Annotated in this window: 15 protein-coding genes; 9 read left to right on the top strand and 6 right to left on the bottom strand. The window is 59.5% G+C overall.

Translation table 11 applies throughout. The features are described from left to right. A complete protein-coding gene (gene zwf, locus RVM27_RS15930; RefSeq protein ID WP_498956973.1) occupies positions 1–1,494 on the bottom strand; it encodes a glucose-6-phosphate dehydrogenase in 1,494 nt (497 codons plus the stop codon). A gap of 325 nt (positions 1,495–1,819) precedes the next feature. Between zwf and malE the strand changes: the two genes are divergently transcribed. The 4 genes from malE to RVM27_RS15910 all read left to right on the top strand — a co-directional run bounded on the left by malE (position 1,820) and on the right by RVM27_RS15910 (position 6,036). Beyond that, on the top strand, positions 1,820–3,007 hold the full coding sequence (gene malE / locus RVM27_RS15925; RefSeq protein WP_498956972.1) for a type 2 periplasmic-binding domain-containing protein: 1,188 nt from the start codon (positions 1,820–1,822) through the stop codon (positions 3,005–3,007). 62 nt (positions 3,008–3,069) lie between these two features. Then, a complete protein-coding gene (gene malF / locus RVM27_RS15920; protein WP_498956971.1) occupies positions 3,070–4,629 on the top strand; it encodes a sugar transporter permease in 1,560 nt (519 codons plus the stop codon). Between the two features lie 10 nt (positions 4,630–4,639). Next, complete coding sequence (gene malG / locus RVM27_RS15915) at positions 4,640–5,530, top strand: maltose ABC transporter permease MalG (protein ID WP_498956970.1); 891 nt, start codon at positions 4,640–4,642, stop codon at positions 5,528–5,530. Positions 5,531–5,769: 239 nt separating this feature from the next. Continuing rightward, on the top strand, positions 5,770–6,036 hold the full coding sequence (locus RVM27_RS15910; protein ID WP_498957788.1) for a TraR/DksA family transcriptional regulator: 267 nt from the start codon (positions 5,770–5,772) through the stop codon (positions 6,034–6,036). An 86-nt stretch (positions 6,037–6,122) separates the two neighbouring features. Here RVM27_RS15910 and RVM27_RS15905 read toward each other — a convergent pair whose 3' ends face one another. The 5 genes from RVM27_RS15905 to RVM27_RS15885 all read right to left on the bottom strand — a co-directional run bounded on the left by RVM27_RS15905 (position 6,123) and on the right by RVM27_RS15885 (position 13,712). Beyond that, positions 6,123–6,245, bottom strand: a complete 123-nt coding sequence (locus RVM27_RS15905; RefSeq protein ID WP_269473455.1) for a hypothetical protein — start codon at positions 6,243–6,245, stop codon at positions 6,123–6,125. Between the two features lie 114 nt (positions 6,246–6,359). Beyond that, positions 6,360–7,475 (bottom strand): sn-glycerol-3-phosphate ABC transporter ATP-binding protein UgpC, encoded by a 1,116-nt coding sequence (gene ugpC / locus RVM27_RS15900; protein WP_498956969.1) that lies wholly within the window; start codon positions 7,473–7,475, stop codon positions 6,360–6,362. Next, positions 7,463–9,142: an alpha-amylase family glycosyl hydrolase gene (locus tag RVM27_RS15895; RefSeq protein ID WP_498956968.1), complete on the bottom strand. Its 1,680-nt coding sequence runs from the start codon at positions 9,140–9,142 to the stop codon at positions 7,463–7,465. The genes ugpC and RVM27_RS15895 overlap by 13 nt, the downstream gene beginning before the upstream one ends. Before the next feature lie 147 nt (positions 9,143–9,289). Then, complete coding sequence (gene malT, locus RVM27_RS15890; RefSeq protein WP_498956967.1) at positions 9,290–12,010, bottom strand: MalT transcriptional regulator family protein; 2,721 nt, start codon at positions 12,008–12,010, stop codon at positions 9,290–9,292. Between the two features lie 133 nt (positions 12,011–12,143). Then, complete coding sequence (locus RVM27_RS15885) at positions 12,144–13,712, bottom strand: carbohydrate porin (protein WP_498956966.1); 1,569 nt, start codon at positions 13,710–13,712, stop codon at positions 12,144–12,146. A 348-nt stretch (positions 13,713–14,060) separates the two neighbouring features. On the opposite strand from RVM27_RS15885, the gene RVM27_RS15880 reads away from it, so the two are divergent. From RVM27_RS15880 to RVM27_RS15860, 5 genes are all read left to right on the top strand, one after another. Next, positions 14,061–15,332: an ABC transporter substrate-binding protein gene (locus RVM27_RS15880; RefSeq protein WP_498956965.1), complete on the top strand. Its 1,272-nt coding sequence runs from the start codon at positions 14,061–14,063 to the stop codon at positions 15,330–15,332. Between the two features lie 14 nt (positions 15,333–15,346). Continuing rightward, positions 15,347–16,330 (top strand): carbohydrate ABC transporter permease, encoded by a 984-nt coding sequence (locus tag RVM27_RS15875; RefSeq protein WP_498956964.1) that lies wholly within the window; start codon positions 15,347–15,349, stop codon positions 16,328–16,330. Continuing rightward, complete coding sequence (locus RVM27_RS15870; protein WP_498956963.1) at positions 16,330–17,172, top strand: carbohydrate ABC transporter permease; 843 nt, start codon at positions 16,330–16,332, stop codon at positions 17,170–17,172. The genes RVM27_RS15875 and RVM27_RS15870 overlap by 1 nt, the downstream gene beginning before the upstream one ends. A gap of 68 nt (positions 17,173–17,240) precedes the next feature. Continuing rightward, positions 17,241–18,857: an alpha-glucosidase family protein gene (locus tag RVM27_RS15865; protein ID WP_498956962.1), complete on the top strand. Its 1,617-nt coding sequence runs from the start codon at positions 17,241–17,243 to the stop codon at positions 18,855–18,857. A 65-nt stretch (positions 18,858–18,922) separates the two neighbouring features. Then, positions 18,923–20,029, top strand: a complete 1,107-nt coding sequence (locus RVM27_RS15860; protein WP_498956961.1) for an ABC transporter ATP-binding protein — start codon at positions 18,923–18,925, stop codon at positions 20,027–20,029. Positions 20,030–20,093: the final 64 nt, after the last annotated feature.

Raw genomic sequence — 20,093 nt, 5'->3', positions numbered from 1 at the left:
TTAATAATCCTCGTACCAGCTGCGGCCATCCTGGGTAATCATGGCAATAGAGGCGACCGGCCCCCAAGAGCCTGCCGGGTAGCGGCGCGGCGGGGTTTTGCGTGCTTTCCAGCCGCTGATGAGCTGGTCGCACCAGCGCCACGCGTGCTCCACTTCATCCCGGCGCACAAACAGGTACTGCTGGCCTTTCATGACTTCTAGCAGCAGACGCTCGTAGGCATCGGGAATACGCGATTTCGGGAAGGCGCTGTTGAAATCCAGGTGCAGCGGACCGGGGCGCAGGCGCATGCCTTTATCCAGGCCGCTATCCTTGGTGAGTACCTGAAGGGCAATGCCCTCTTCCGGCTGCAGGCGAATGATCAGCTTGTTGGAGGCGATGCCGCGCTGGTCCGGATCAAAGATGTAGTGCGGTTGCTGACGGAAATGAATGACGATTTGCGACAGTTTCTCCGGCATCCGTTTACCGGTACGCAGATAGAACGGCACGCCAGCCCAGCGCCAGTTGGACACTTCGGTCTTCATGGCCACGAAGGTTTCGGTCTGGCTCTGGGTGTTGGCGCCCTCTTCTTCCAGGTAGCCCGGCACGGCCTGGCCATCGCTGGTACCGGCAATGTACTGGCCACGCACCACGTCGCGGCCCAGCGCTTCGCCGGTAAACGGCTTCAGCGCCTTGAGCACTTTTACCTTCTCATCGCGGATGGCATCGGCATCCAGGTTGGAGGGCGGGTCCATGGCGATCAAGCACAGCAGTTGCAGCAGGTGGTTCTGCACCATATCCCGCAGCTGGCCCGCATCATCAAAGTAGCCCCAGCGGCCTTCAATACCCACTTTTTCAGCGACGGTAATCTCGACGTGGGAGATATGGTTCTGGTTCCACTGGGTGCCGAACAGCGGATTGGCAAAGCGCAGGGCGATCAGGTTTTGAACCGTCTCTTTACCCAGGTAGTGGTCAATGCGGTAAATGCGTGATTCAGGGAACACGGCACCGATGGCGTCATTGATCTCTTCTGAAGAGGCCAAGTCATAACCAATCGGCTTTTCCACTACCACACGGGTATCGTCATCCAGGCTATTGCTGGCCTGGAGATTGCGGCAAATGTCGCCATAAATACGCGCGGCAACGGAGAGGTAGACCACCATTGGGCGCTTGCTGCCTTCGCGCCACTGGCGAATGGCGTCGTAGCCCTCTGCGGTGGCAAAGTCGAGCTTGAGATACTCTAAGCGGTTCAGGAAGCGTTCAAGGCTTGCCTTGTCCTGCTCCTCTTTTTTCAGGCGCTTCTGCAGCGCGCCCTTGACCAGCTGACGGAACGCGGCAGTGTCGTGCTCCTGACGCGCCAGCCCCATGATCCGCGTGCTTTCGGGCATTAAGCCTTCGCGGTCAAGATGATACAGCGCAGGAAACAGCTTGCGCATGGCAAGGTCGCCTAGCGCCCCAAAAAGCGCTAAATCAATAGCGTGATTCGGATCGCCCAGCGGGGCATGTGACTGGCTCATCTCAACTCCTATTTATAATTAGGCCATCTAATGTAGTTAGATTACCTAAAATCTATCTTATATGAGGCGCTATACGCAATAATTCGTGTAATTTTACTACAAAATATTGTCGCCTGCTGCCCTTTCCGGTGGTTTTTACAACGACGATGTGGCGCCCTGACCGCCTACGCTTCTACCTTTACTCTACGCCCCTTGGATACGCCACCCCTCCTCTCCCCAAGGAGGAGGTGGCCTTGCGCTGAATTAGAGACGCTGGCAGTGAACAAAGCACGTCTAACAACGAACGTGCCCGACAACAACAACGTCACAACGAGGTATGCACATCATGGCAATGGTTCGTCCATTTTTCACGCCGCTGCTCGCCGCTACGCTAGCAGCCACCGCCACACTCCCCGCCTTCGCCTTTGAGGATGACCGTTTAACCATCTGGATGGGCGACAATAAAGGCCAGGAAGGCATCCGCGCGGTCGCCGACCAGTTCTTAGAAGAGACCGGCATCGAAGTGGAAGTCGTGTTTCCGGACAACCTGACCGACCGCTTCCAGCAGGCGGCAGGCAGCGGCCAAGGGCCGGATATCGTGATTTGGGCCCACGACCGCATGGGTGAATGGGCACAGAGCGGCCTGCTCAAACCGATTGCACCCAGCGACAGCTTCCGTGAAGCGTTCTACGACTTCACCTGGGAAGCCGCGCTGTGGAACGGCGATACCTATGCCTACCCGATTTCCGTGGAATCCCTTGGGCTGATTTATAACAAGGCGTTAGTGGATACCCCGCCCGACAGCTTCGCGGAACTGATCGAACTGGACGCCACCCTGGCCCCCGAGGGTAAAAAGGCCATCCTGTTCGACTACAGCGAGCCCTATTATGGCTGGACCCTGCTGGCCGCCAACGGCGGTTACCCGTTCAAGCAAACCGATAGCGGCTATGATGTCAGCGACATCGGGGTCAACAATGCCGGTGCCCTACAGGGGGCCGAGCTGCTGGTGGAGCTGATCGATAGCGGCGTGGTGCCCCGGGGCACCGACTACAACCTGATGGATACTCGCTTCAACCGGGGCGAAGTCGCCACCATGATCAGCGGCCCCTGGGCGTGGCCCAACCTGGAGCGCAGCGGCATCGATTATGGCGTGGCGCTGCTGCCCCGGGTAGGCGACGAGCGCGCCCGACCGATGTTTGGCGTGACGGCCGCGATGATCAACTCCGCCACGCCCAACGACTTCCTGGCGGTGGAGTTTTTAGAGAACTACCTGCTCAGCGAAGAGGGTATGCGCACCTTCAACAGCGATGGTTCGCTGGGAGCGGTTGCCCATATCAACTATCAGGCGGAGCTGGCGGATAACCCCAACATTGCCGCTACGCTGAAAAACGCCGAAGTGGGCATGCCGATGCCCAACATTCCTGAAATGGGTGCGTTCTGGGCCGCCATGGAGCCAGCGCTGCAAAACATCGGCAGCGGGCGCCAAGCCCCTCAAGAAGCGCTGGATGCCGCTGCACGGCGCATGCGTCAGTAGCCTCTCTTTTTTGCTCATCTGCCCAGCGGCACTAGCCGCTGGGCAGCTTTCAGGAAGCCATCATGTATACCACCAACGCGTCTCGTGGCCTTCCCCGCCATCGCTCTCGCCATCTTACTGAACGCTACACACGCTGGGCCATGCGTGGCGTGATTGCTGTTTTGGTGATTGCGCTACTTTGGTTAGTCTTGGCCTTTCATTTGAACGGCCAGTGGATGTTCGCACTGCTGTTTCTGCTTCTCGGCGGCTCGCTGGGCGTGGTCTTCACCAAGCGTTCGCTGATGAGCCACCGCTATATTTTCCCAGCCGTGGCAGGGCTGGGGGTGTTCGTCATTTTTCCACTGATCTACACCTTCGGGATCAGCTTCAGCAACTACAGCTCCACCAACCTGCTCTCAGAAGAGCGGGTGCGCGACCAGCTCATGAGCCAAACCTATCAAGCGGAGGGTAACGCCTTTGACCTAGCGCTCTACCCCGAAGGTGATTTGGTACGGCTCTATTTAGAGAGCCCTCAGGGCCAGCGGTTCGTGTCTTCTCCACTCAATTTGGCCAATCAGGAAAACCGCCAGATTGGCGTTCAGGCCACCGATGCCCCACCTGCACAGGAAGCGCTGGGCATGCGGGCCATTATTCAAGCACGGGATGCCCTGCAAGGCTTGCGGCTGGTCACTCCAGACGGCAGCGAACTGCGTATGGCGGGCTTGCGCCAGTTTGCTCCGATAGTGAACCGCTACGAAGCCCGCGAGGATGGCACGCTATACGACCGCCGAGACGACCGAGTGCTGACACCGGACCACACCATCGGCTTTTTCGTCGCCGACGATGGCCAGCGCATCACCCCGGGCTGGCCGGTCAACGTGGGCTTCTCGAACTACACGCAAATCTTCACCGACCCAGACATTCGCGGCCCGTTCATGCAGATTTTTGTGTGGACCTTCGTATTTGCCGCCCTCACCGTGGTGTTTACCCTGGCTGTCGGTTTCGTACTGGCGTCACTGCTGCAGTGGGATCAACTCAAAGGCAAGGCCATTTACCGTACGCTGCTGATTCTGCCCTATGCGGTGCCAGCGTTTATCTCGATTCTGATTTTCAAAGGCATGTTCAACCAGCACTTTGGCGAAGTGAACATGATTCTGGACGCCTTGTTTGGGGTGCGCCCCGAGTGGTTTACCGACCCGTGGATGGCACGCAGCATGCTGCTGATCGTGAACACCTGGTTAGGCTACCCCTACATGCTACTGCTCTGCATGGGCTTGATTCAGGCCATTCCCCAGGATTTATACGAAGCCTCGGCGGTAGACGGCGGTGGCCCGCTCACCAACCTGTTCAAAATCACCCTGCCGCTGATCATCAAGCCGCTCACGCCGCTGCTGATTGCCGCTTTTGCGTTCAACTTCAACAATTTCGTGCTGATTGCGCTGCTCACGGGTGGCAACCCGGACATTCTGGGGGCCAGCACCCCGGCGGGCACCACCGACCTGCTGGTGAGCTACACCTACCGCATTGCCTTCCAGGATGCCGGACAGAACTTCGGCCTGGCGGCCGCCATTGCCACGCTGATTTTCCTGCTGGTGGCCGGTATGTCGTTGCTCAATTTGCGCCTTTCCAAAGTGAAGGTCTAGGAGGTTACTGATGGCGATGGTTCAACCACGCTCCGTGGGCGTTCGCCGCCTGGGGGCACATCTGGCACTGATCTGTTTCGTCTCGCTGATCGTGTTTCCGCTGCTGCTGGTGATCTCGATCTCGTTTCGAGAGGGCAACTTTGCCAGCGGCAGCCTGATCCCCGAGAACGTCTCGTTGGAGCACTGGTCACTGGCGCTGGGTATCCCTTGGGAGCGCGCCGACGGCACCGTCGTGCAGCCGCCCTTCCCGGTACTGCTGTGGCTGTGGAACTCCATCAAGGTGGCGGTGGTGTCGTCGGTGCTGATTCTCATGCTCGCTACCACCAGCGCCTACGCGTTTGCCCGCATGCACTTCAAGGGCAAAGCGCCGCTGCTCAAAGGTATGCTGATTTTTCAGATGTTCCCAGCGGTGCTCTCGCTGGTGGCACTGTATGCCCTCTTTGACCGGCTGGGGCAGTTCGTCGGTTGGCTAGGCATCAATACGCACGGCGCGCTGATTGTGGCTTCGCTGGGTGCGGTAGCGCTGCATATCTGGACGATCAAAGGTTATTTCGAATCCATCGATGGCTCGCTTGAGGAAGCTGCCATGGTGGATGGCGCCAGCACTTGGCAAGCGTTTCGCTACATTCTGCTGCCGCTCTCTATCCCAATCTTGATGGTGGTGTTCATTCTGGCGTTTGTGATGAGCATTATGGAGTACCCCATGGCCTCGGTACTGTTGGTCGACGAGCACAAGCTGACGCTCGCCGTGGGTGCCCAGCAGTACCTAGCCGACCACAACCAGCGCTGGGGTAACTTCGCCGCCGCTGCTGTTCTCTCCGGCCTACCGATTACTGTGGCGTTTTTGATCTGCCAACGCTGGATTATTGGCGGTTTGACCGCCGGAGGCGTCAAGGGCTAGGCCGCCCACCGCTCGAGGGTTTTCTCGCTTGAGCATGTTGCTCATGACCGGCGCTCATCAGCGCCGGTTTTTTTATGGGTTAGGTAATCTTTAGCACTACAGTCGTAACTACTGCCGTGATCGTTCATGCTAAGAAGCCCATTGGCGGCCCAAGGAGTTAGGTTTTTGGACTGATGGTGCGTTCTTCTCGTTACTGCTATGTTGAAAGATTGTTCATGGCTGAAGCGAGGAGCGCGATTATGGCGGGTGGATGGGCGAAAGATGGCGCTGAACACGAGCAGATGGAGAGCACGCTGGAGGATGCGGTGCAGCGTGCGCGTAGCCAATTACCCCGCGGCGAAAGTCTTGAGTTTTGTGAGGAGTGTGGCGACCCCATTCCCGAAGCACGCCGCAAGGCTATTCCTGGCGTTCGACTCTGTGTGGTGTGTCAAGGTGAATTGGACAAAAAGCAGTCGGCTTATAATGGCTACAATCGTCGGGGCAGTAAGGATAGCCAACTGCGTTGAGATGGGGCTGTATGTCTACGCGTCCTGGTCGGTGTCCGGCAACTGCTTGAAATAGACATAGCGGTGAAGGCGAATCGCTGGGCGAATCAGCATTCGAGAGCGACGGTGTTGCCGTCCGGTACTTTGACGTCGGCGGGCGTCATGTCAGCCAGCGCGACGTGACTGAAGGATGCAATCAAGATAGCGGCGAGAGTATGCTGGATGGTCATTTCAGTCTCCTTGGGTTTTGTATCAACCGCTTTAAATAGCGGCTGTATAGGGGATACACACAAGGAGACCGATTGGATGCACTCTTTTTAAAAAAAAATTAATTATTTAAAAAATTATCGGCTTACCCCGTCCACCGTGACTTGGCGAGGGCAGGCGTTGCCGTTGGAGTCAAACAGATGGCAGCGCTGCCCTGCCAACCCCAGATGTGACGCTTGCCCTTCTTCAAGCCGGGTTAAACCATCCAGGCGTTGGGTTAAAGGCGCTTCAATGCCCTCTACCTGCCAGTGGGCCAGAGTTTCATAGCCCAGCTTTTCGGCCACCATCAGGGTCGCGCTCAGCGTTGCATCCGCTTGCTCCGCCGGCACGAAGTCTTCGGCCCGCAGCCCCAGCGTGGCATGTTCACCGGCCTGAAGCTGCTGACCGTTTACCGCCACCGCCAGCGTTTCACCGCTGTGCAGGCGCACCACGGTTTGGCGCTCGCCGGGGTCGACCACCGTCACCGGCAGCGTATTGATACGCGGCGAGCCGATAAACTCCGCCACCTCAAGGGTATTGGGAAAGTGATACAGCGACAGCGGCGCGCCTACCTGGGCAATACGCCCCTTGGAGAGCAGCACGATACGATCCGCCAGGGTCATCGCCTCCACCTGATCGTGGGTGACGTAGATCATGGTGGCGTTTAAGCGTTTGTGCAGCGCGGCGATCTGTACCCGCATATCGACTCGCAGTGCGGCATCCAAATTGGAAAGCGGCTCGTCGAATAGGAACACTGCAGGCTCTTTGACCAGGGTGCGGCCAATGGCGACCCGCTGGCGCTGGCCGCCGGAGAGGTCTTTGGGCTTGCGCTCCAGAAGCTCGGTGAGGTGCAGCATCTCGGCGGCGTGCTCCACGCGGCGGCGAATTTCTGCTTTGTCGGTGCGTGCCAGCTTCAAGCCAAACGCCATGTTCTCGGCCACGCTCATATGCGGGTAGAGCGCGTAGGATTGGAACACCATGCCAATGTCCCGCTCCTGGGGCGGAATCTCGTTGATCCGCTGGCCATCGAGCTGCATATCTCCTGCGGTAATGTCTTCCAAGCCTGCAATCATGCGTAGCAGCGTGGATTTACCGCAGCCGGAGGGGCCCACGAAAACGACGAACTCGCCGTCTTCGATGGTGAGGTCGATATCCCGTGAGATTTCGACACCATCGAAGGATTTACCGATACCGCTGAGGGTTAAACGTCCCATGGCGCATCCTCCTGGGTTTGCGGGCAGCGGGCAATCGCCACCCCAAACGGCGGCAGTGTCAGCGTACCTGCCTGCCACTCGCCGTTTAGCCACTTAGGCGCATCCCCCAGCGCTTCAGCACCCTCGGGAGCCGGGCGGGTCACGGTTTGATCGCTAAAGTTGAGTGCTACCAACAAGCGCGTTTGCTGATAGGTGCGCTCTAAGCAAAGCACCTCGTCGCGTACCGGGTGATAGCGCACGTCGCCTTTGACCAGCGCGGGCTGGGTGCGGCGGAAGGCTAAAAACGCGCGGTAGGCATTGAGCAGCGAATCAGCATCCTGCTCTTGCTGGTCCACCGCCAAACTTGCGTGGGAATCGGGCACCGGCAGCCAGGGAGTAGCGCTGCTAAAGCCCGCATGGCGGGCGTCCGCCTGCCAGGGGTGCGGGGTGCGGCAGCCATCGCGGCCTTTATAGGCAGGCCAGAAGGTGATGCCCGCCGGATCGACAAGCTGCTCGAACGTCAGCTCCGCCTCGGGTAGCCCCAGCTCTTCGCCCTGATAGAGGCATACGCTGCCCCGCTGGCTGAACAGGAACACCAAATAGAGGCGCAGCTTATCGAGCTGCCCCTGGGCCTGCCAGCGAGTCGCCAGCCGCGTGACGTCATGGTTGCCCAGCGCCCAGCAGGGCCAGCCATCGCCAATCCGCGCTTCCATCTCGGTCAGCGTTTCGTGCAGGTACGTCGGGTCGGCCTTGTCGGTCAGCAGGTTGAACGAGTAGCACATGTGCAGCCGCTGCCCCCCCTGGGAGTAGGCCGCCATGACGCCGAGGGCGTCGTCATCCCCCACTTCACCGACGCTGGTGGCGCCGGGGTACTCATCCAACAGTGCCCGCAGCCGCTCCAGGAAAACGAGATTTTCCGGCTGGGTTTTGTCGTAAAGGTGGAGCTGATAGCCGTAAGGGTTATCAGGGCGAACGCCTAGGAAGCTCTCGGTGATTTCCTGGCGCGGCGGATTGTCTTTTAACTCGCCGTGGGTGCAGAAGTTCACCGCATCCAGCCGGAAGCCATCCACGCCGCGCTCCAACCAGAAGCGCACCTCTTCCAGCATGGCGTCGACCACGGCAGGGGTGCGGAAGTTAAGATCCGGCTGGCTGGCCAGGAAGTTGTGCAGGTAGTACTGGCAGCGGCGGGTATCCCACTGCCAGGCGCTGCCGCCGAATACCGACTGCCAGTTGGTGGGCGGCGCGCCGTCGGGTTTGGGGTCGGCCCATACGTACCAGTCGGCTTTGGGGTTGTCGCGGCTTTGGCGGCTCTCTTCGAACCAGGCGTGCTGGTCGGAGGTGTGGGACATCACCTGATCGATCGTCACTTTCAGCCCCCGCGCGTGGGCCGCTTCGACCAGGCGGTCGAAGTCTTCCAGCGTGCCGAACATGGGGTCGACATCGCGGTAGTTGCTGATGTCGTAGCCGAAATCTTTCATCGGCGAGGTAAAAAACGGCGACAGCCAAATCGCATCGACGTTCAGTGAGGCGATGTAGTCGAGCTTATCGATTACCCCTTTCAAATCGCCAATGCCGTCGCCGTTACTATCCATGAAACTGCGCGGGTAGATTTGGTAAATCACCGCGCCGCGCCACCAGTCGGCCCCTTGGCTGCCAACGTAGTGAGAAGTAGAAGGTGTCTGCATCATGATCCTTGTCCTTGTTATTGCCGTCGGTATCTCGATGAATAGAGAGATGACCCATGGTCGGCATGATGCAGGCTACGCCGCTCGATAAAATCCTCCCCCAGAGGGAGTGCTAGGCGTAGGCGCGGGGAGGAGTGGTCACACGGCGCCTCACTCCCCCTGAATATGCGCCAAGAGCTGCCCTGCCAGCGCAATGGCTTCGTCTCGGCGGCGAATGTTCTGCTTTTGGTAAAGGCTGCGGATATGGGTCTTGATGGTGGTCGGTGCTACCGAGAGCTGCTCGGCAATCTGTTCGTTGGAGAGCCCGGCGTGAATCAACCCCAGGATTTGCCATTCGCGGCGGGTCAGCGGCGACGTGCGGATCAGCTCCGGCACGTCGGGCCTCGCGACAATATCGGCGATGACCGTTTCATCCAGCATTAAGCGTCGGGCGCAGCCAAAATCCTTCTGTTGGCCCGCCAGCGCTAGCAGCCGCTCTGCCCTCGCCTGCTCTAAAGCCGCTAGCGTGCCGCTGGCGAGTAAGCCGTTGAGCAGCTCCCCAAGCGGTTTACCCAGGCGCAGAAAGCTGCCTACCAGCGCGGTGCGGGAAGCCAAGCTGAGCGCTTGATGCATGTGGTGGCGGGCTTGCGTCTCCTGGCCAGCCGACCACGCAGCGGCCGCGAGGCAGAGCTGGTTGCGGTTGGCATCGGTGACTAGCCCTAGTCTTTGAGTATGCACTTCGAGCGCTTCCAACAGCTCGCGGGCCTCATCCACGTGGCCCAGCAGCGTGAGCGCCCGGGCGTGGTTGCGCACGTTGCACTGGGCGAAATGGTTGGTGGCCCTGTCGGTGATGGGGGCGGGCGCTTCCTGACGCCAGCGCTCTACCGCGTCGAGGTCTTGCGTGGAGTGCCACCAGGCCAGCAGCGTGGCGTGGGCATTGGCCACCCAGTCGATATGGTAATCGCCTTCGGCGAGGATTTTACGCAGCCGCCGGATATGGTCGGCGCACTGGGCCTGGTCGCCACGGCTCTGGGCAATTTTGGCCAGCTGAATATGGCACTGCAGCGTCCAACGCTCGCCCTGGTTATCCAGCACGGCAATGCCTTTCAGCGCGGCCTGCTCGGCTTCATCCAGGCGGTGCCACTCCCAAAGCACCTGGCTGCGAATCCGGTAGAGAAATTCCGCCACGGGCAGGTGCTCAAGCTCTGCCCGCTCTAAGTGGACAAAAGCGCGCTCTTGAATATCGTAAGCGGCTTGCAAGCGCCCCTGGGCCACCAGCGTTTCCGACTGATGGCAGAACGACCACAGCAGCAGCTGGTGATCCTCTCGCTGGCGTGCCAGACGCTCCACCTCGCGCACCCGTTGCAGCGACTCGTCCAGATAGCCCAGCACGAAACGCGCCTCGCTCAAGATGGCGGTCGCGGTCAGCGGGGTGGAGGCTAAATAGCGGGCGGGCACGGCCAGCGCCTGTTCGGCGAGCGGAGCGGCACGCTCGGCGTTGCCTTGATTGATCGCTAACTGGGCACGCAGGGTGGCAAACTCCGCACCCAACACCTGCCACTCGGGCACCTCAAGCTGCGCTTCGATCCAGCTAATCACCCGCTCGGTGATATCAAACTGAAACTGGGCGTGGGATACCCAGCCATAAAGCAGCGCCAGCTCCGGGCGTGTCGAGATGTGCGGCTCTCCTAGTAGCCCGAGGCCTTGAGCCAGCAGCGCGTAGGCCCCGCTGGCTAGCAGTGCAGGCCCTTGAGCAACCAGTAGGCTGGCCACATCATCGGGCGTTTCCGCCAGAATGGCTTGGCGCAGCGCCATTATTGGGTCGTTGAGTGCCAACCAGGCTTGGCTGGCCCGCTGGTGCAGCGTGCGCTGGGTGGCCAAGCTTAGCTCGTGGCGGCGGTGGCGCAGGTACTCACCAAATAGCCGTTGAAAGCGGTACCACTGGGCATGAGGGTCGGGCCGCTCGATAAACAGCCCCGCCTGTTCAAAGGCCCCTAGCCGCTGGGTGAGCCGCTCGCCCTCCAGCAAACGTGCCATGAGTTCGGGGGAGAAACGCTCCAGCACACCAAGCTGCAGCATGAGTTCACGCTCTTCAGGGGGCAGTGCCTCGGCCAGCAGCTCATCAAACCAAGCCACAAAATCAGGATGCCCGCCGTTTAACCGCTCGACCAGCGCATCGAACCCGGCGCGTGTAGTGGTGCGCTCCACCAGCCAATTCAGCGCCATCACCCAGCCGCCGCTTCTGCGTAGCGCCCGCTCAAGGCTTACCCGCGTAGGGGGAAAGCTGAGCTGCTCGGCGCAGAGGGTTTGCGCCTCTTCGCTATCAAAGGCCAGGGCGCTAAGGTCGATCTCTTCAAGCTCGCCGCGTAACCGCAGGCTGGCAAGGCCCAACGCAGGGCGGGAGCGGCTGGCCATGGTTAAGGTCAGCCAGGGCGGCTGATGACGCAGCCAGTGGGCGAGCCCGGCTAAAATATCGGGGTGGGTAAGGTGTTCAAACTCATCCACCACCAATCGGCAGGCTGCGCGCTGTTCAGGCAGCTCGGCCAGCCAGCGCTCTAATTGCTCAACGCACTTTTGCTCAACGCACTCTGCCCCTTCGGCCAAAGGCGACAGCGGCGTATGGTCGCCTAGCAGCGACTGGATGGCCGCTTGCCAGTAGCTCAAAAAGCGCTCGGGCTGGTTATCGCGCTGATCCAAACGCAGCCAGGCCGCCTCTTGTTCCAGGGCGGGTAGGCGTTCAGCCAGCAGCGTGGTTTTGCCGTAGCCCGAAGGCGCTTGCACGACCAGCAAGCGTATCCGCTCGTTCAACGCGAAGAAATCGTTCAGGCGCGGCCTTGCCACGACGCTCAGTGGCAGCGGCGGTGCTTTTAGCTTTTCTTGAAGCAGCGGCATGGCCCTCTCCTTTCACTACCCAAAACCTAGCCTAGTAAACCTAGGCTAATAAAAAGCCCGCGACGAATCGCGGGCAATCAGCATTGGTGAAACAAACGTATCAATAACAGCCTTGCTAGTGAGCGGTTCGCTCTTAGAACCATACCTCGGTTTGTACGCCGAAGGTGAACTCACCGCCGGTGAAGCCGTCGCTACCCAGCGAGCTGGCACCGTAGCTGTTGAGGCTCTCATCCCAATCGCTATAAGTGGTAAACAGACGAATTTCAGGACGCTTCCAGAAACCACCCACTTCCGGCTTGAAGGTCGGTGCAATGGTGAACTTCATGTAGTCGCCATTCACCGCATTGCGGCCGCCGTAACCCTGTGGTTCGAAATCCATCCACTGGTAGCTGGCTTCGTACTGCATTTCAAAGTTCTGGTTAATCTCGTTCGCCAGACGAACGTTCAGGGTCGCCCAGTCGTAGCTGTCACCGCTAGCAAAACGGTCATCGCTGGTTTCCGCCAGAAGGGCGGGAGCAATGCGCCACTGCGGGGCAATGTAGGTGGTACCGTAGACCGCCAGGCGGGTCGCCGTGGCGTCGTCGGTCAGGTTGCCATTGCTGCCCAGCCCTTTCACTTCCGCACCCAGCCCTTGGCCGTGCAGCAACGCCGCCTTGAAGTTACCCTCGCCCAGGCCAAAGAAGCTGTCGCCGTGGTAGGCCACCATGGTGTGCCAACCGGTATCGGCACCCGCTTGTCCGGCACTAATTCGCTGATCGTTATCATCATAACGAACGTCATTTGAACGTTCATCGTTATCCGCGGCAGACATGCCGTTGACCATCACCTGCCAGTTACCGAAGTAGTTGTTGGAGGTAAGGATCAAGTTATCAGTATCGCTACTTCCACCGTCTAAACCAGGGTTTTCGCGGTTGACGACAGGATAGTCGCTGAAGCTGCGACCATACAGCGAGAAGTTGGACTTCCAGTTATCGGCCAGTTGAATATCGTAGATACCGCCACCGGTACCGGCCAGGAACACGACGTCGCTGTCCAGCCAGTGGATATCGAAGTTATCCCGGTCGAAGCGCTTACCCGCCCAGATGGAGGCATTCTCAAACGCGCCGGTAAAGCTCGGCAAGTCGCTGAACTCTGCGTAGACTTGACGGACGTTGAGCTGAGACTCTTCTCCTGTCCAGTCATTACTGGTATTGACACCGTCCGCAATCATCGTGGTGTAGCGCGCTTTTGCACCGTTATCGAACTGCATCCGGTAGTTCAGGATAGCTTCGGCGTAGGTGTCTGTTTCGTTGCCCAAACGGCCCACTGCGCCGCCGTTGCCACCTGCTGGCGTCAGGTAAGGGCCACCCGGCGCGCTTTTGCCATCTTCGCCAATTAGCAGTCCAGAGCGGGCATAAACGTTAAACGAGAAACCTTCTTCGCCGCTGGCTTGGCGCTCAACGCGCGCCAGGCGCTCTTCGATATCGGCATCGGTAGTTGCCGCTGCTGGCGCGCTTGAAGCAGGCGCAGCACCGCGCCCCTGCTCAGCTAACTCCGCGCGGCGCTCGGCAGCCTCAGCCCGCTGCTCGGCGGCCGCAATGCGCGCTTCTAGCTCGGCAAAGCGCTCTTCCATCGTCGTGTCGGCATTGGCAGCACCGCAAAGTCCGAGGCTGGCAGTGGCAACGGCGATGGCTAATGGTGTCTTGAATGTCATTTTGTGCATTGTTTTAAATCCTATTTTAAACCCTATTGTTCTGATCGTGACGCTGACTCCAGGCACCGCCTTCCCTTGAATGTTGCAAAGCAACTTCTGTTTTGAGCCGAAGAGCGACAGCCACTAAAACTTAATCGATTAAGAGATAGTAAACCAACAAGCTTTTACTAATTATCGACCAATGTCTAAAGCACTATTTATCTTAGAGAAACCGAATTGAAATAGATTAGACAAAAGTCTCTATTGAACTTCACGACGACAGACGGCTAACTGGCAGCGCACTTAATCGTTTAAGTAGGCGCTATGAGCGCATTGACACCCCATCACCCACAACAATAAACGCCGAGGAACGCCGTAATGAAAAAGACACTACTCACTTCAGCTATCGCTTTGGCCAGTCTTGCCAGTACTACCGGGTCTGCCCAGGCGGTCGAACTGACGATTTCCTGTGGTGCGGTTGGTGCAGAGTTGACCCTTTGCCAAGAAGGCGTGCGCGCTTGGGAAGAGAAAACCGGCCACAGCGTCGATGTGGTTTCAACGCCCAACTCGTCCACCGAGCGCCTGTCTCTCTATCAACAAATTCTCTCCGCCAACTCCAGCGATATCGATGTGATGCAGATTGACGTGGTATGGCCCGGCCTGTTGGCCAATCACCTGCTCGATCTTCGCGAGGTATTGGGTGACGACGCAGCCGCGGGCCATTTCGAGACGATCGTGGTCAACAACACCATCGATGATCGTCTGGTCGCCATGCCCTGGTTTACCGATGCGGGGGTGCTTTACTACCGCGAAGACCTGTTGGAAAAGCATGGCCACGAGGTGCCCACCACGTGGCAAGAACTGACTGAGATTGCGCGCGATATTCAAAACGCTGAGCGTGAAGCGGGCAACAACCGCATGCAAGGCTTCGTATTCCAAGGGCGCGCCTATGAAGGGCTGACCGTCAACGCCTTGGAATGGGTCGCCAGCTTTGGCGGCGGTACCGTGGTCGATAACGACGGCGAAGTGACCATCAACAACGAGCGCGCTGCCCAAGCGTTGGATCTGGCCGCCTCTTGGATCGGCGACATCTCCCCGGAAGGCGTGCTGAACTACACCGAAGAGGAAGCACGGGGTGTTTTCCAGGGCGGCAATGCCGTCTTCATGCGCAACTGGCCTTACGCCTGGGCGCTGGCCCAAAGCGATGACAGCGACGTGCGCGGCAAAGTAGGCGTCGTGCAGCTGCCTGCTGGCGGTGAAGAGGGCCAAAGCGCTGCGGGCCTGGGCGGCTGGAACCTGGCCGTGTCGCGCTACAGCGAGCATCCTGACATTGCGGCGGATTTGGTGGCTTACCTGACCGGTGAAGAAGAGCAGAAACGTCGCGCCATTCAGGCGTCCTACAACCCCACCATCGATGCGCTCTACCAGGACCAGGAAGTACTGGAAGCGGTGCCCTTCTTCGGCACGCTCTACGACACGTTCACCAATGCCGTCGCGCGTCCGTCTGCACCTACCGGCGGTGCCTATGGCCGGGTCAGCAACGCCTTTTTCAGCACCACCCATGACGTGCTTTCCGGCAACAAGGATGGCGCCCAGGGAGTTGCCGACCTGGAAGGCGAATTGCTGCGCCTGAAGCGCCGTAACTGGTAATTGCGGAGACCCCCATGCCGAGCACTTCTCACCACGACGCGCCCTTCGGGGCGCGTTCCATAGCGCCCCCAAGGCGCCAGCGCGGCACCAAGGTGCGCCGCCAACGGGTCAAGGCGGCCTGGCTGTTCCTGGCCCCCATGCTGATCGCCCTGACTCTGGTCGCTGGCTGGCCGCTGCTGCGGACGTTCTTTCTGAGCTTTACCGACGCATCGCTATCGGACCTGGGCGCGGCCAACCTGATCGGTTTCGAAAACTATCTGGTGTATGACGATGGTCGCTGGTTTGGCGTGCTGGCCGACCCCATCTGGTGGCGCTCGGTCTGGAACACGGTCTACTTCTCGGTGGTGTCCGTCTCACTGGAAGTCATCTTCGGTGTCATCGTGGCGCTGATTCTGAATGCCGAATTCAAGGGCCGGGTGATCGTCCGGGCCGCGGTGCTGATCCCCTGGGCCATCCCGACCATTGTCTCTGCCCAGATGTGGGCATGGATGCTCAACGACCAGTTCGGCATCATTAACCACCTGCTGATGGTGGTTGGCATTATTGATAATCCCATCGCCTGGACAGCCAGCGCCACCTACTCCATGTGGGCGGTCATCATGGTGGACGTTTGGAAAACCATTCCCTTTGTCGCGCTGCTGGTACTAGCCGCACTGCAGATGCTGCCCAAAGATTGTTACGAAGCCGCCGAGGTGGATGGCATTCACCCCGTTCGGGTGTTCTTCAAGGTTACGCTGCCACTGATCACTCCCGCGCTAATGGTAGCGGTGATCTTCCGCCTGCTGGATGCGCTGCGCGTATTCGACGTGATTTACGTACTGACCTCCAACTCCACCAGCACGATGTCGATGTCGGTCTACGCCCGCCAGCAGCTCGTCGAGTTTCAGGATGTCGGTTACGGCAGCGCGGCCTCCACGCTGCTGTTCCTGATCATCGCGCTGGCCACCATTGCCTACCTTTATCTGGGCCGCAACAAGATCCAACTGGGAGGTGACTGATGACCACTCGTCAGCTAGCCAAAATAGCCAAACGCGTCGGCTTCTGGGCGCTGATTGCGCTCATCATGGTGTACGCGGTCTTCCCGTTCTACTACGCGGTGATCACCTCGCTCAAACCCTCCAGCGACCTGTTTCGCGTGGAGCTATGGCCCTCGACCTGGAATCTGGACAACTACGTACAGATCTTTAGCCAATCGAGCTTCGTGAGGGCGATCTTCAACTCGATCGTCATCGCATTCAGCGTGGTATTCATCGCGCTGCTGCTGGGCATTACCGCGTCCTATGCGCTTGGGCGGGTACGTTTTCGCGGTCGCTCCACGGTGCTGCTGGTGATCCTCGGGGTCTCCATGTTCCCCCAGGTGGCGGTGCTGTCGGGGCTCTTCGAGGTCATTCGCGCGCTGAACCTCTACAACAACCCGGCAGGCCTCATCCTCAGCTACACCATCTTCACCCTGCCTTTTACCGTCTGGGTACTGACCACGTTCATGAAGCAGCTGCCCATGGAGCTGGAAGAGGCCGCGATCATGGATGGTGCCACTCCCTGGGTCACCATCACCAAAGTGTTTTTACCGTTGATGTGGCCCGCCATGGCCACCACCGGACTGCTGGCCTTCATTGCCGCCTGGAACGAGTTCCTGTTCGCGCTGACCTTCACACTCACCGATGCCCAGCGCACGGTGCCTGTGGCCATCGCCCTGCTCTCGGGCGGCAGTGCTTATGAATTGCCCTGGGGGCCGATCATGGCAGCCTCCGTCGTGGTCACCGTACCGCTGGTGATTTTGGTCATCATTTTCCAGCGCCGCATTGTGTCCGGCCTAACCGCGGGTGCCGTGAAGGGCTAACCGCCTTCACACCATGGTCCCATGAATTCGCTGATCAAACTCAGCAACCGTTTTTAAGGAACACAGTAATGCAAGACAACATGATGTGGTGGCGCGGCGGCGTTATTTATCAAATCTATCCGCGTAGCTTCTTGGACAGCCGTGGCGACGGCGTGGGCGACCTGAACGGCATCACCGAAAAGCTGGATTACGTGGCTTCCCTCAACGTGGAGGGCATCTGGCTATCGCCCTTTTTCACCTCGCCGATGCTCGACTTCGGCTATGACGTGAGTGACTACCGCGACGTAGACCCGATGTTCGGCACGCTGGAAGACTTCAAGGCGCTGCTGGAAAAAGCTCACTCGCTGGGCTTGAAAGTGATGATCGATCAGGTGATCAGCCATACCTCCGATCAGCACCCCTGGTTCCAGGAGAGCCGCCAGGATCGCACCAATCCTAAAGCCGACTGGTTCGTATGGGCCGACCCGAAACCCGACGGCACGCCGCCCAACAACTGGCTGTCGATTTTTGGCGGCTCGGCGTGGACCTTCGACTCCCGCCGCCAGCAGTACTATCTGCACAACTTCCTGACCAGCCAGCCGGACGTCAACTTCCACCACCCGGAAGCGCGTCAGGCGCAGCTCGACAACATGCGTTTCTGGCTGGACCTGGGCGTAGACGGCTTCCGCCTGGATACGGTCAACTTCTACTTCCACGACGCCGAACTGCGGGACAACCCGCCGGTGCCCAAAGGCGAAGCCAAAACCCTGGGGGCACCGGAAGCGAACCCCTATACCTGGCAGCGCCATGTCTACGACCTCAGCCGCCCGGAAAATCTGGACTTCCTCAAAGACCTGCGCGCGCTGATGGATGAGTACCCCGGCACCACCACCGTGGGTGAGATTGGCGACGATAATCCGCTAGAGCGCATGGCCGAGTACACCGCCGGTGGCGATAAGCTGCACATGGCGTACACCTTCGACCTGCTCAACATGCCCCACTCCGCCAGCTACCTGCGCGAAGTGATCGAGCGTTTCCAACGCTTGGCGGGCGACGCCTGGCCCTGCTGGGCCACGTCCAACCACGATGTGGTGCGTAGCGCGACACGCTGGGGCGCTGACGAAGACCCGCATGCCTACCCCAAAGTCATGCTGGCCATGCTGTTTTCGCTACGCGGCAGCGTGTGCCTGTACCAAGGCGAAGAGCTGGGCCTACCCGAAGCCGACGTGCCCTTCGAGCGCATTCAAGACCCCTACGGCAAAGTGCTGTGGCCCGAGTTCAAAGGCCGCGACGGCTGCCGCACGCCCATGCCGTGGACAGACGGCGATCAGGGTGGTTTCTCGCCAGTAGAGCCGTGGTTGCCCATGGAAGCTCGTCACTTGGATTTGGCGGTGAGCCGCCAGCAAGACGACCCCAACGCCACACTCAACACCGTACGCGCCCTGCTAGCGTTCCGTCGCCGCCACCCCGCCCTCTTCGATGGCGATTTATCGTTGGTCGACGTCGGTGACGACCTGCTCGGCTTTACCCGTCAAAAAGGCGACGAGACCTTGCTGTGTGTTTTCAACCTGACCGGGCAAGATCAGCAAACCACCCTGCCCGTGGAGGTCGCCAGCGACTTGCCGGTCGCCCATTTTACCGCCACGCGAGACGGCAGCACACTCACGCTGCCCGCGTACCAAGCCGCCTTTATGCAGGTTGCCTAAACGCCGCCCACAACAGTTAAGAACGATAGCCGACCCGCTCCGGTCGAGGTCGGTAAGGAGTTACCATGGCAAGTGTTACGCTTGAGAAGGTCAACAAGGTATTTGGCCGCGACCACATCATCAAAGACGTCGATCTTTCCATTGGCGACGGCGAGTTCGTCGTGTTCGTGGGTCCCTCCGGCTGCGGTAAATCCACCCTACTGCGCCTGATTGCCGGGCTCGAATCGATCACCGATGGCAACCTGAACATTGGCGGCACCGTGGTGAACGACCTGCCCCCCCGCGAGCGCGGCGTCGGCATGGTGTTTCAGTCCTACGCGCTCTACCCGCACATGACCGTCTACGACAACATGGCCTTTGGCCTAAAGCTGGCCAACACTGCCAAAGAGACCGTTCACGAGCGGGTAATGAGCACGGCCAAAATCCTGCAGCTGGAAGAGCTGCTGCACCGCAAACCCAAAGCCCTCTCTGGCGGCCAGCGCCAGCGGGTGGCCATGGGCCGCGCCATGGCGCGGGAGCCGCGCATTCTGCTGTTCGACGAGCCGCTCTCCAACCTGGATGCCTCGCTGCGGGTGCAGATGCGTAACGAGATCGCCCGCCTGCATAACCGTCTCGGCTCTACCATGATCTACGTCACCCACGACCAGATCGAAGCCATGACCCTGGCCGACAAGATCGTGGTGCTCAACCGGGGTCATATCGAGCAAGTGGGCAGCCCCCACGAGCTGTACCAGCGTCCGGCCACCAAATTCGTAGCCGGCTTTATTGGCTCACCCACCATGAACTTTATGCCCGCCGAACTACTGAGCGGCACCGCCGACGGCTGCCGAGTGAAAGCGGCGGGAGTGGGAGAAATATCGCTGCCCCAAGCGGGCGACGCTTACTCGAAAGGCACCTCGCTCACACTTGGCGTGCGTCCCGAGCACCTTCGCCTGGAAGCACCTCAGGGCGATAACTGCTTTGATATCGTCAACGTTGAGTACCTGGGTAACGAGGTCTACGTCTATCTGGAGCCGAAAGAGGGCTCTACCTTGCTGATCCATCGCAGCGAAGCGCCCAGCCAGTGGAAAGAGGGCCAGCAGGTATCGCTGGTGCCCGACAAGGCGCATGTGCACCTGTTCGACGAAAGCGGCAGCGCACTGACGCTTTCCGCAACCCGCTCGGCAGCTTAAGTACTGATAGAAAGACCCATAACGGCCTTGGCTGGGTGAGACAACCTTTCAAAGAGGGTAGTCG

The organism is Halomonas sp. KM007, assembly GCF_050709225.1.
Taxonomy (GTDB): Bacteria; Pseudomonadota; Gammaproteobacteria; order Pseudomonadales; family Halomonadaceae; genus Vreelandella; species Vreelandella hamiltonii.
This window is presented reverse-complemented; position numbering and strand designations above follow the sequence as displayed.